This window comes from Sphaerimonospora thailandensis, from assembly GCF_016863115.1.
In the GTDB taxonomy this organism is placed as follows: domain Bacteria; phylum Actinomycetota; class Actinomycetes; order Streptosporangiales; family Streptosporangiaceae; genus Sphaerimonospora; species Sphaerimonospora cavernae.
The window spans coordinates 32,885-45,090 of sequence record NZ_BOOG01000040.1 but is presented as its reverse complement, the minus strand read 5'-3'; the positions used below and the strand labels follow the sequence as shown (position 1 = coordinate 45,090).

Here is a 12,206-nt window from a genome sequence, read left to right as displayed (position 1 = left end):
GGACGAGCATGATGCTTGTCCGGGGCGCACGGGATAAGAGCGCCGAGGACAGCACGCTCCGCGACTGCGATGCCCGCGGGGAGGATGCAGGCGTGAGACCGGATCGACATGCTCGGCTCGCGCGAGTCGTCCGTAGGCTGGGGGTGTGGTTCCAGCGCTGACCCTCCTCGACGGCGTCCGCTGGCGAGGCGTCCGTGTGATCGGGGATCGCGCGCAGACCCTGCTGGCGGTGCTCGTCCTGCATGGACGGGCGGGAGCCGGTGACGAGCGCCTGGTCGACGAGCTGTGGCCCGACGAACCGCCGGCCAACCCCATGAAGGCGCTGCAGGTGGTCGTCTCACGGACCCGGGCCGTGACCTCCGCCGACGCCGTGGTGCGCACCGCGCGCGGTTACCGGCTGGGGCTTCCCGATGAGCAGGTGGACGCGCTGCTGCTGGGCGTACTGGTGGAGCAGGCACGTGCCGCGCTGGTCAGGGGCGAAGCGGCCCTCGCACGCGGCCGCGCCGAAGCGGCCATGAGCCTCGTAGCCGACGGCATGGAAGCCGCCGCGGGTCCGCTGGGGGAGCTGAGGGAGATCGCCGCGGGGCGGCTGGCCGAGGCGCACCGCGTGTCGGCGGTCGCCCGCGCCCGAGGCGGAGATCATGAGGGCGCGTTGCCGCTGCTGGAGCAGGCCGCGGCCGACCGGCCGCACGACGAGGAACTGCTCGCCTGCCTGCTGCGCAGCGAGGCAGCTGTGCGCGGCGCCGCCGCGGCGCTGGAGCGCTACGAGCGCTATCGAGCGGGCCTGGCCGAGCGCCTCGGCGCCGATCCCGGGCCCGAGCTCGCTCGCGTGCACGCCGGACTGATCGTCGCGGATCGACCGGTGCGAGAGGGCGTCCTGTTCGACGGCTCCTCGTTGCTCGGTCGCGAGGGCGACATCCGCGCGGTGCACGCCCTGCTGCAGACCAACCGGGTGGTCTCCATCATCGGTCCGGGTGGGCTGGGCAAGACGCGGCTGGCCCACGTCGTCGGCAGGAACGCCGCGCAGCCCGTCGCTCACTTCGTCGAGCTCGTCGGCGTCTCCTCTCCCGAGGACGTGGTCGGCGAGGTGGGCGCGGCGCTCGGGGTGCGCGACTCGGTCAGCGGGCGCCGTGCCCTCACCCCCAAGCAGCGATCCGACGTACGGGCCAGGATCGCCCAGCATCTCGACCAGGCCCCGGCGCTGCTGATCCTCGACAACTGCGAGCACGTGATCGAGGCCGTCGCCGACCTGGTGGCTTTTCTGTCCACGACCACCCGGGACCTGCGGGTGCTCATCACCTCACGCGCCATTTTGTCGATCCCCGCCGAACGGGTCTATCTCCTCGGCCAGCTGGACGCCGGCGACGCGGTGGAGCTGTTCCGTCAGCGCGCCACGGCGGCGCGCCCCGATGTACGGATCGACGAACGGGTGGTCGGTGAGGTCGTCGCACGTCTGGATGGGCTGCCGCTCGCGATCGAGTTGGCCGCCGCCAAGGTGCGGGTGATGTCGGTGGAGGAGATCGCGCGGCGCCTGGCGGACCGGTTCGCCCTGTTGCGCGGCGGCGATCGCACAGCTCCCGACCGGCACCGGACGCTGCTGTCGGTCATCGACTGGTCGTGGAACCTGCTGGACGAGCCGGAACGGCGGGCCCTGCGGTGGCTGTCGCTGTTCGGCGACGGGTTCACACTGGCCGCCGCCGAGCACGTGCTGGGCCCGGATGCCCTGCATGCCGTGCAGGCGCTGGCCGAGCAGTCGTTGTTGAGCGTCCGCGAGACCGGCTACGGCCTTCGCTACCGGATGCTGGAGACCGTCAGGGAGTTCGGCCGGGTGCGGCTGACGGAGACCGGCGAGGAGGCGCCCGCGCGGGCCGCGCTGCGGGCCTGGGCGATGGATTACGCCTGGACGAACGCCGCCATACTGTTCGGCCCCGCCCAGTTCGCGGCGGTCGACGCGCTGCGGGCCGAGGAGGGCAACCTGGCCGATCTGCTCCGCCGCGCGCTTGGTGAGCCCGACCCGGCCACCGTGGTGCAACTGCTGGCCAGCCTGGGCACGCTGTGGTCGATCCGGGGCGACCACCCGAGGATCATCGCGCTCAGAGATGCGATCAGGCAGGCCGTCACCGGCTGGCATCCGCCACCGGAGCTCGAAGAGGCGACCCGGGCAGCCCTGCTGGTCGTTCTCATAAACGTGATGACCCTCGCGGACGGTTACGGCGAGGAGTTGCGTGGCCTGCTCGGCAGGTTGCCCCTCCGGGACACGACGGACCCCCGGATCGCGGCGATGGCGACGGTGCTGCACGCCTATGACCCGGCCGATGGCACCGGGTTCCGCCACCGGCTCGCCGAGCTGTGCCGGAGCGACGATCGTGACGTGGCGCTGATGGCGACGCAACTGAGCGCTCAGGTCCTGGAGAATGCGGGCGATCCACCGGGGGCGATCGCGGCGGCCAGGCGGGCACTGGAGCTCGTCCGCGAGAACGACGGGCCGTGGTTCGGGGCGATCCTGCACGCCGTGCTGGCCCACCTGTCCATGCAGCTCGGTGATCGTCGGCGGGCGGTCGACCACGCGCGGGCCGCCCTTCCGGTCCTCAGCCGGCTCGGCGCCACGGACGACGAGACGCAGCTGCACGCGGTGCTGCTGCTCGCCGCGCTCGCCGAGGGAGACCCCGCGATCGCGGAAGCCGAGTTCATGGAGATCACCCGGATCAACGACGTAGGGGCGGTCATCGGCGGCCTGGTGTTCGTCCCGTTGTGCGCTGCCGAGCTCGCCTTCTCGCGCGGTGACCCGGTCGCCGCTCTGGCGGAGTGCCGCCTGGCCGTCCAGCGAGCCCGTGACCTGCGCATACCCGGAGTGCGGACCGGAGCCGAGCCGTGGGCGGTATACGCCGAGGCCTTCGCCCTGACGGCGCACGCCTACCACGCTTACCAATCGGGGCCGGCGGACCTGCGGTATGGCGAGGAGCTGTTTCACTTCTGCGCCGGCGTCCGCGCGGGCGACATGCTGGCTGAGGGCTCTGCACAAGACGGCCCTGGGCCTCGGGCTTTCCTCGACTATCCGGCGTGCGGATCGATTCTGTTCGCGCTCGGCGTCTGGGGGGTGTTGCGCGGAGCCGTGGCCCCCGGCGACGCGGTCGGGCTGCTGGTGCTGGCTGAACGGTTCGCCTACAACCGCCTCGCGCCGAGCCTTGCCTTCGAGCGGATCGAGCCGTACGCCGAAGCGGCCGCGCCCGGCGTGATCGCGGCCATGCGCGCCGAGTACGGCGATCGGCTTGGCTCGGACCTTCTCGACGAGGCACGGGCACTCGTCGAGAAGGTCCGCCGTGCGGGCTCACATGTGCCGCCGCTTGTAGCTGCGGACGGACAGCGGCGCGAAGATCGTGATGACGGCCAGGCAGGCCAGGACCGTCCAGGCCACCTCTCCGGTGACGAGAGCGCCGTTGGCCAGGTCGCGGGCGGCCGTGACCAGGTGTGAGACCGGGTTGACCCGGACGAACGTGGCAAGCCAGTCCGGCAGCGTCTCGACCGGGACGAACGCGTTGGACAGGAAGGTCAGCGGAAACAGGATCATCATGGAGATGCCCTGCACGGCCTGGGCGCTCCGGGCGATCGTGCCGACCCAGGTGAAGACCCAGGCCAGCGACCAGCCCGTGAAGATCGCCAACAGGATCGCGCCGAGCACGCCGAGCGCGCCCCCACCGGGCCGGTAGCCGATCAGCAGGCCCATGCCGAAGGTCAGGGTCGCCGCGATCGTGTAGCGCACCAGGTCGGCCACCATCGGGCCGGCCAGCGGCGCGATCCGGGCGATAGGCAACGACTTGAACCGGTCGAAGACCCCCTTGTCCATGTCCTCGCGCAGTTGCGTCCCGGTGGCCATGCAGGTGGTCAGGATGGTCTGGGCGAGGATGCCGGGGATCAGCAGCGGGAGATAGCTCGCCACGTCACCGGAGATGGCGCCGCCGAAGATGTAGGCGAACATCGCGGTGAACAGGAGGGGCTGCAGCGTCACGTCGAAGAACTGCTCCGGGTTGCGGCGCATCTTCTTGAGTGCCCGCCACGCCATCGCCAGGGTCTGGCTCAGCGTCTCGCCCAGCGATACGTGCCGCCGGGCGGCCGACACCCGCTCGGCGGCCCGTACGGTCTCTCGGGTGGGTGCGATCATGGCGCTCATCGGTTCTCCTCCGTGCCGGTCTCGTCGTCTCCGTCGCTGTCTCTGTCTCCGTCCGCCTCGTGGCCGGTGAGGGCGAGGAACACCTCGTCCAGGCTGGGCTTGGCCACGCTCACCGAGGAGATCGAGACCCCGGCGGTCCGCAGCGCGATCAGCACGTCGGCGGCGAGGTCGGCCTGGTCGAGGGCGACGTTGAGTCGGCCCCGCTCCGGGCTGAACACGGGATCGGAGCCGAGGACGCGCCGGATGACCTCAGCGGCGGTGGGCACCTCCCCCGGCTGGGTGAGCAGCAGTTGGAGGGTGGAGTTGCCGACCGCGGTCTTCAGTTCGTCGGGGGTTCCCTCGGCCACCTTGCGGCCGCGGTCGATGACGGCGATCCGGTCGGCGAGTTGGTCGGCCTCATCGAGGTACTGCGTGGTCAGCAGCACCGTGCAACCATCGGAGATCAGGCTGCGGATGGTGTCCCACATCTGGCCGCGGGTGCGCGGGTCGAGGCCGGTGGTCGGTTCGTCGAGGAAGATCAGCGGTGGTCTGCTGATCAGGCTGGCGGCCAGGTCGAGGCGCCGCCGCATGCCGCCGGAGAACTGCGCGATCGGTTTGTTCGCGGCCTCCTCCAGGCCGAACTGCCCGAGCAGCTCGGTGGCGATCCGCCGGGCGCGCGGAGAGGCGATCCCCAGCAGCCGGCCGAAGAGCCAGAGGTTCTCGCGGGCGGTCAGGTTCTCGTCGACCGACGCGTACTGCCCGGTGACGCCGACCAACTGCCGGATCACGTGCGGGTTGCCGGCCACGTCGACACCGAAGATCTCGGCGCGACCGGCGTCGATCTTCAACAGGGTGGCCAGCATCCGCAGCATGGTGGTCTTGCCGGCGCCGTTCGGTCCGAGAACGCCGAAGATCTCGCCAGGACGTACGGCCAGGTCGATGCCGTCCACGGCACGGTGCTCACCGAACGTCTTGACCAGCCCTTCGGCATGTACGGCCAGATCGGTTCCGCCGGGAGTGGTGACAACGCTCCCGGCACGGTCGAGTTCTGTAGTGGTCATGACTTCACTCTTGGCGGTACCGGTTTCACGGCACCCTCGACCCGGTTTCACCACCTGAAGGCGTGCGGCCCGGCGGCACCCGGGCGGCACCGCCGGTCAGCGGCGGGAGAGGCGGCGGAGTGCCTTGCGGAGACGGCCCATGACCGGTCGGCGGTGGCTTCCCTGGGCATCTCGGGCCTGCCGCAGCTCGGTCAGGGCGGTCGCCGCGTCGGGGCGCTTGCCCGGCGTCGGCTCGCGCATGCGCCGTACCAGATCCATGATCTCCGGGGCGACGCCGCCCGCGTCCGGCTCGGCATCCGCGCCGGGGGTGGGCAGCTCGCCGGTCAGCAGCTGAAAGGCGATCACCCCGGCGGAGTAGACGTCGGACGCGGTGGTCATCCGGTCGGGCCTCGCCCGGCACTCGGGCGCCACGTAGTGGACGTCGAGGATGTTGGGCAGCTCGTTGGCCACGGTGTGCTTGCGCTGTCCCGGCTTGGCGTAGTCGAACCCGGTGAGCATCGCGTGGCCGGAGTCGGTCACGAGCACGCACGCGGGGGTGAGCGCACGGTGGATGACCTTGTTGGCGTGCACGTGGGCGAGGCCGGCCAGCATGTCCTCGAACACGCCGAGCTTGGCGGTGACGCCCAGCTTCCGCCCGGTGAGATGCAGGTGCAGCGCCTGTCCGTGTACGTCGTCGAGAACGAGGACGAACCTGCTCTCGTCGTCGATCGCGAAGAAGTCGCGGGAGCGTACGACACGGGGATGCGGCGGGATCTTCGCGAGCGCCTGGTAGGCGTTGGCGATGCGCCGCTGCTCGGCCACCCGCCGCCGCTCGGGCGCCATCGGGTCGGCCCGATAGACCCGCAGCAGGACGGTCTCGCCGGCCGCCGCGGTCGCGTTGACCGCGCGATATTCGGTGACCCGGTCGTCGCCGCCGAGCTGCTCCTCGACCTCCCAGTTGCCGAATCTCGGCGGCGCGGTGGGCCTGCGCACGGTCCCGTTGAGCGCCTCGAGGATCGCGGTGCGGTACGGCATGGCGTCCCGGCTGCAGCCGTGCCTGACCCGTGACACGTCGCTGAGCATGTCGATGAGGCCGGCGAGGTTGGTGACGTGCCGGGCGTCGCGGCCGGTGGGGTCGATGAGGACGGCTCCGGGTGCGGTCAGCACGACGATGTTGTCGACGTACAGCCGCTCCAGCTCACGGTGCTCGTCGATGAGCAGGCCCTTCAGCGCCCGCGCCGTACCCCGCAGCTTGGCGACCGGGGATCCGAAGGCCTCCCGGTGCTGGGGGAACCACCGGTTCCCCGTGACCTGGAACCGGCCGCGTGCGCCCTTGACGTCGATGACGCAGAGCGAGTGGTCGGTGAGCACCGCCACATCGACCTCGAACAGGTCGGCGCCGCGCGGCACCTCGATGTTGTGCAGCAGCAGCCAGTCGTCAGGGGCGTTGTCACGCAGGTGCGCGATGACCCTTCGTTCGGCGTCATTGACGGGCCGCCCGCCACCGACGATCTGAGCCATCTCCCTTGTGCCGCCTCTCTGACCAGAATGAGAACTCCATCCTCGTTGGTATCGGTATTCCCGCGCCACCACTGAATTTCCCACCTATGTCCAAGCTGACACCTCCGATCGCTGGTCAGGTGAGCCTTGGGTGGATGCCGACCGGTTTGCTGGGCGTTTTGTCGGGAATGCGAGGAACATGCGAGTTGTCGTGGTCGGTGCGACCGGTAACGTCGGAACCAGCCTGCTCAGCGCCCTCGAGTCCGATTCCACGATCACCTCGGTCGTCGGAGTGGCGCGACGGATGCCGGGCTGGCGGCCGGGCAAGACCGAGTGGCGGCAGGCCGACGTCTACCAGGACGACCTCGGCGAGATCTTCTCCAACGCCGATGCCGTCGTCCACCTCGCCTGGCTGTTCCAGCCGACACACGATCCGGTGACTACCTGGAACACCAATGTGCTGGGCAGCGTCCGGGTTTTCCGAGCCGCCGCCCGGGCCGGGGTGTCCGTGCTCGTCTACGCGTCCTCTGTGGGCGCCTACTCTCCGGGGCCCAAGGACCGGCCGGTCGACGAGAACTGGCCGACGCACGGCTGGCCGGGGGCCGCCTACGGGCGGGAGAAGGCGTACGTGGAACGGGTCCTCGACACGTTCGAACGCGACCATCCCGACATCCGCGTGGTCCGAATGCGGCCCGGGTTCATCTTCAAGCGGGAGTCCGCGACCGAGCAGCGGCGGCTGTTCGCCGGGACTCTCCTGCCGCAGCGGTTGGTCCGGCCGGACCTGATCAGGTTCATCCCGGACATCCCCGGGCTGTGCTTCCAGGCGCTGCACACCGCCGACGCCGCCGAGGCGTACCGGCTGGCCCTCACCCGGCCCGTCTCGGGTGCGTTCAACCTGGCCGCCGACCCGGTCATCGATCCGGCCGTCCTGGCGGAGATGTTCGGGGCGCGGCGGGTCCCGATGCCGTCGATGGTGGCCAGGGGCGCGGTCGCGGCGGGATGGCACATGCGGCTGATCCCGGCCTCGCCCGGTCTGATGGAGATGGCGCTGCGGCTGCCCATCATGGACGTGACCCGGGCCCGCACGGAGCTGGGCTGGGATCCCCGGCACAGCGGTACGGACGCCCTGCGCGCGGTGATCGAGGGCATGCGCGGCGGGGCCGGCATGGACACGCCGCCGCTCGCGCCCGAGTCGGGAGCAGGCGGCCGGATCAAGGAAGTGACCACGGGCGCCGGGACGCGTCCGTGAAATGAGGCGATCGAACCAGAGAGTGCCGAGGAGGCGGAGGGCATGCCGCTCGTGGACCGGGATTGCGCCCGGCGGCTGCTGGAGTCGGACGATCCGGACGTGGCACTGGTGTTCGTCCGAGGTGAGTGCCTCGTGCTGCCCGTCGACGAGATCGACGACGAGCACCGCGGGCTGGTGATCATGCAGCGCAGAGACCTTCCGGACGCCTTCGTCGCCGCTCCGATCAGCGATGACCGGGTGGAGGCGCTGGCCTGCCGGTTGGACAACGCCGCCAGGGATCTCGGCGGCTGACCGGACGGGTGGAACCGCCGCGGTCTCATCCGGCTACGAACTGTTGCGGTATTGTTGCTTTCCGTCATGGCATCGACGCGCGCCGCCGGCCTGGTGCTCGGCCTGGGCATTGGCGGCTTCATCGACGGGATCCTGCTGCACCAGCTGATGGGCTGGCATCACATGCTCAGCGGGTGGTATCCGCATGACGACCGTCTCAACATGATCGGAGACGGGCTGTTCCATGCGGGCTGCCTCGTGCTGGTGATCGTCGGCGTCGCGCTGCTGTCGCGGGGCGGACCGCATCCCGGACGTGAGCTGCTTGGGTACGGCGTGGCCGGCTGGGGCGTCTTCGATGTCGTCGAGGGCCTCGTGGACCACGAGTTGCTGGGGGTCCATCACGTACGGCCCGGCCCGCATCAGGTCGCCTACGATGTCGCGTTCCTCTTGCTCGGTGCGGCCCTCGTCGCGATCGGGCTGCGGGTGGCGAACAGCGCGCGGCGCGGGAGGCGGAGCGGCCGCGCCGCTGGGGACGTTCACCGCGCTTGATGGCCCTCCTCCCAGAAAAATGACGGCGTGTCGCGGCCTGACCCAAAATTCCGGAAAGAGCGGACGGACAAATCGGACAGTAAAACGCTCTTATCGGGACATACCGGGGCTAAAGTATATAGCAAACTGTGATTCGATCGTCACTCTTCGTAGCGTCGACAGAATGCTGCTCGATCTCCATTGCGTACGCGGCGCGTCAATGTGACCATGAAATCCACCGTCCGGAATCCCCCACCGGGGTTGGCGCGAAGGCGCCGCGGGGATTCCCGTGCGGCCTCGTGACGCCCCAGGGGGTTCCCGCTCGGTCCGGCATCTCGGGGGAGCATGCGTTCTCCCGGGTGGAGCATATGGAGAGGGGGCCACGATGACTACCACTCGGCCCCGCGTACGCGGGGGACGCCGTGACGAGAAGCGGTTTCACGACCCGGAGTTCGGCTCCTGGATCGGAGAGGTGGCGAGAACGGTCCGGGACGTAGTTGACAGCACCCCCCGGACCATCCGCCTCTGCATCCTGATCGCGGTTGCCGCCGCGTCATGGGCGTACCTCAAGTAGCGGTTCACCTGTGGTCGCGGACCCCAGATTAGGGCGAGCAGTCGGCCTCGTCGGCCCGATTTACGGGACCCCGACGATAACGAGGTCAACTCCAACGCTTGACAGGGGTCCGCGACCACCGCTTTTTGCGCCTGGCAGCAAATGCCTTGACGCCATTCCCGCTTTATCCCGTGATCTTGCAGTTTCTCGCAGACTTCATCGTTGACCTGGATTTTTCGCCTTCGTGATCTTGCAGTACGCGAGACAGTGCAAGATCATAAAGCGAGAGTTCGCAGGTGACGGGCGATGTGTGCGAGAAACTGCAAGATCACGGGAGGAGGGGGGCCGGGTGCAGGGTCATCGACAGACGGACCCGTGAGTGTCCGGGCGCCTGCTCGATGCTCACTGTGTCGCAGAGCAGGCCGATCAGCCACAACCCGTAGCCGCGAGGGGCGTGCGGATCAGGCCGGGGCCGCGGAACGTCGTCGGGACGCAGCCGGCCCGCGTTGTCCACGATGTCGATGGTCAGGTGGTCGTCGTCGTGCCAAATGGTCAGCGTGCCCGATCCGCCTCCGTGTTCGAGCACGTTGATGGCCGCCTCGTTCGCGGCGATGACGACATCGTCCAACCGGGTTCCGGTGAGTCCGGCCTGGACGGCGTAATTGTGGACGTGCTCGCGCAGGGCGGCCAGATCATCCGTGATCGGCCACTGCCGGAGCTGATCTTCCACCTTTCCCTCCTCGATGCCGTCCATTCTCACCCTCACCGCAGGCCCCTCCGCCGGGGCGCCGCCGGGATCACCGATCGACCGGTTCGTTTTTCCGACACCATGATGGTCTCGGGTGCTTCTGCAACGCTACCGGAACCCGGACCGGCGCCCGGACCAAGGGCAGCCGGGCCCGGCAGGGCGGGATTTTCCTTCAAGGGCGGCACTAGCTCGATGACGACCGGATCCGGGCCCGGGCGCCGCCGAGCGCCTCCGCCAGATCGGCCGTGACCTCGAATCCCCTGATGAGCCCGGTGATCCGGAACATCTTGGAAAGTCGGGCGTTGAGGTTCACCAGGGAGACGGCACCGCCGCGCTCGCTCAGGAGCTCACGCACGTCGAGCAGTGTCCGCAGGCCGGTCGAGTCGCAGAATTCCAGGGCCGTCAGGTCCAGCACGAGCTCCCGCTGCTCCGGCGCCAGGGCGGCCCGTACGTCCTCGCGGAGTTGGTCGGCGTTGGAATGGTCGAGTGCCCCGGTCAGCGCGGCGACCAGAATGCGGTCGTCGCTGCCGTTGGACATCGGGGTCAGTTCGACGGCGGCTGTCACGTGCACACCTCGTCGGACGCTGCGGGAACGGTCAGGACAGGGGCGCTTCGCCCCGCTGTAGGCGTTGTTCGACAGATCATGCCCTGCCGTACATGATGCGATGAACGCGTCGCGACGGTTGGCATGTGTAGAGCACTCCCCGGAACTGGCCGCCGGGCAGGCGAGCCTCGATCAGGCCGCCAGCCAGTTTAGGCCACGCGGCGGTTCAGGTCACCCGGACGTCACCACCTCGACTCCACCTCGACTCCACCTCGACGGAGACCGCCTCTCTCGCCCGCGTCCTGAGCTTCTCAAGAATCTACAAACGTGGTTTTCCCCGCGTCCGGCGGGGAAAACGGCCTTTGACCATTGGCCGCCCCTAGAGGAGAAGCCGGTAAAACCGCCCATGCCTGACGGGACAAGGGGGACCCAGTTCGGCACCGGTCGGGGGACCTCCCCTGTGACGACGGCAAAGGCAGAGGCGGCGGTGCGCCACCCCGTCCCGCGGCTCACTGTGGGAGTGGAGGAGGAGTTCCTGCTCCTCGATCCCGCGACCGGATGTGTCGTCCCCGCTGCCGAGGATGTTCGCCGCCGGGTGGACGGCCGGGTGGCGAACGGCCTGGTGCCCGAACTGACGCAGTTCCAACTCGAGACCAACAGCACGGTGCACACCGATCTCGGGTGGTTGCAGCGTGAGTTGCTGGAGATGCGCGGGGCCGTGGCCGTCGCGGCCACCGAGGTGGGAGCGCGGCTCGCCGCCTGCGGCACGGCGCTGCACGGCAATGCCGGGATGCCGCCGCTGTCGGTCGGCCCGCGCTATCACGCGATGCTCAAGGAGTTCGGCGCGGTGCTGCGCGGTCAGGGCGTGTGCGGGTGCCATGTCCATGTGGGGATCGATGACCGCGAGGAGGCCGTGCTCGTCAGCAATCATGCGCGTCCCTGGCTTCCCGTCCTGCAGGCGCTGACCGGAAATTCCCCGATATCCGACTCGGTGGACACCGGATACGCGAGCTGGCGGGCGATGATGATGGGCAGGTGGCCCAGTGCGCGGCCTCCGCCGTACTTCCGCTCCGTACGCCACTACGAGAGCCTGGTCGACGGCATGCGGGCCAGCGGCGTGATCCTGGATCGTGGGATGATCTACTGGCTCATCCGGCTCTCCGATCATGTGCCCACCCTCGAGTTCCGCACCGCTGACTCCTGCGCGACGGTGGCGGAGACCACGATGCTGGCCGGGCTGGTGCGGGGGCTGGCGGCCACGGCGCTGCGGGACGTACGGGCCGGCGTGCCCGCTCCGCGGATCGACGACACGCTGCTGAACGCCGCCTGGTGGCGGGCGGCCCGGGACGGGGTCGAGGGCGAAGGTCTCGACCTGTTGTCCGGCGGGCGCATGCCCGCCTGGGATCTGGTGGGCCGGTTGGTCGAACACGTACGGCCCGGCCTGGAGGAGAGCGGAGACTGGCCGGTGGTGGCCCGCGTCCTCGGGCGGCTGCGGCGGCGCGGGTCAGGAGCCGCCCGCCAGCGTGCGGTCTACGCGCGGCGGGCCCATCTCCCCGACGTGGCCGACCTGCTCGTCCGGCAGACCCTGGCCTCGCCCGCCGACACCCCCTGATCCCAAATCTCACGC

At 69.7% G+C, this 12,206-nt stretch carries 10 protein-coding genes and 1 pseudogene; 6 read left to right on the top strand and 5 right to left on the bottom strand.

Going from position 1 to position 12,206, the window contains the following annotated elements; genetic code table 11:
• Positions 1-313 precede the first annotated feature (313 nt).
• A pseudogene (locus Mth01_RS29845) lies at positions 314-1,609 on the top strand (ATP-binding protein); the annotation flags it as partial.
• Between the two features lie 1,719 nt (positions 1,610-3,328).
• Here Mth01_RS29845 and Mth01_RS29840 read toward each other — a convergent pair.
• From Mth01_RS29840 to mads6, 3 genes are all read right to left on the bottom strand, one after another.
• Complete coding sequence (locus tag Mth01_RS29840) at positions 3,329-4,168, bottom strand: ABC transporter permease (RefSeq protein WP_239089847.1); 840 nt, start codon at positions 4,166-4,168, stop codon at positions 3,329-3,331.
• Entirely contained in the window at positions 4,165-5,208 is a 1,044-nt protein-coding gene (locus Mth01_RS20375) for an ATP-binding cassette domain-containing protein (protein WP_204017500.1), read from the bottom strand. The genes Mth01_RS29840 and Mth01_RS20375 overlap by 4 nt, the downstream gene beginning before the upstream one ends.
• A 96-nt stretch (positions 5,209-5,304) precedes the next feature.
• Positions 5,305-6,708 (bottom strand): methylation-associated defense system protein kinase MAD6, encoded by a 1,404-nt coding sequence (gene mads6, locus Mth01_RS20370; protein ID WP_204017499.1) that lies wholly within the window; start codon positions 6,706-6,708, stop codon positions 5,305-5,307.
• Between the two features lie 178 nt (positions 6,709-6,886).
• Here mads6 and Mth01_RS20365 point away from each other — a divergent pair, with 178 nt between their 5' ends.
• The 4 genes from Mth01_RS20365 to Mth01_RS20350 all read left to right on the top strand — a co-directional run bounded on the left by Mth01_RS20365 (position 6,887) and on the right by Mth01_RS20350 (position 9,308).
• Positions 6,887-7,936: an NAD-dependent epimerase/dehydratase family protein gene (locus tag Mth01_RS20365; RefSeq protein WP_204017498.1), complete on the top strand. Its 1,050-nt coding sequence runs from the start codon at positions 6,887-6,889 to the stop codon at positions 7,934-7,936.
• A 42-nt stretch (positions 7,937-7,978) separates the two neighbouring features.
• On the top strand, positions 7,979-8,227 hold the full coding sequence (locus Mth01_RS20360) for a hypothetical protein (protein WP_204017497.1): 249 nt from the start codon (positions 7,979-7,981) through the stop codon (positions 8,225-8,227).
• Positions 8,228-8,293: 66 nt separating this feature from the next.
• Positions 8,294-8,755 carry a DUF2243 domain-containing protein gene (locus Mth01_RS20355; RefSeq protein ID WP_204017496.1) on the top strand — a complete coding sequence of 154 codons (462 nt, stop codon included), beginning with the start codon at positions 8,294-8,296 and terminating at the stop codon, positions 8,753-8,755.
• Positions 8,756-9,119: 364 nt separating this feature from the next.
• The gene (locus Mth01_RS20350; RefSeq protein ID WP_204017495.1) at positions 9,120-9,308 is read left to right on the top strand and encodes a hypothetical protein; all 189 of its coding nucleotides are present in this window, start codon (positions 9,120-9,122) and stop codon (positions 9,306-9,308) included.
• 307 nt (positions 9,309-9,615) lie between these two features.
• On the opposite strand, the gene Mth01_RS20345 is transcribed toward Mth01_RS20350, so the two are convergent.
• Positions 9,616-10,017 carry an ATP-binding protein gene (locus tag Mth01_RS20345; RefSeq protein WP_204017494.1) on the bottom strand — a complete coding sequence of 134 codons (402 nt, stop codon included), beginning with the start codon at positions 10,015-10,017 and terminating at the stop codon, positions 9,616-9,618.
• 202 nt (positions 10,018-10,219) lie between these two features.
• Positions 10,220-10,600, bottom strand: a complete 381-nt coding sequence (locus Mth01_RS20340; RefSeq protein ID WP_204017493.1) for an STAS domain-containing protein — start codon at positions 10,598-10,600, stop codon at positions 10,220-10,222.
• Between the two features lie 439 nt (positions 10,601-11,039).
• Between Mth01_RS20340 and Mth01_RS20335 the strand changes: the two genes are divergently transcribed.
• Positions 11,040-12,191 carry a carboxylate-amine ligase gene (locus Mth01_RS20335; RefSeq protein ID WP_204017492.1) on the top strand — a complete coding sequence of 384 codons (1,152 nt, stop codon included), beginning with the start codon at positions 11,040-11,042 and terminating at the stop codon, positions 12,189-12,191.
• Positions 12,192-12,206 lie beyond the last annotated feature (15 nt).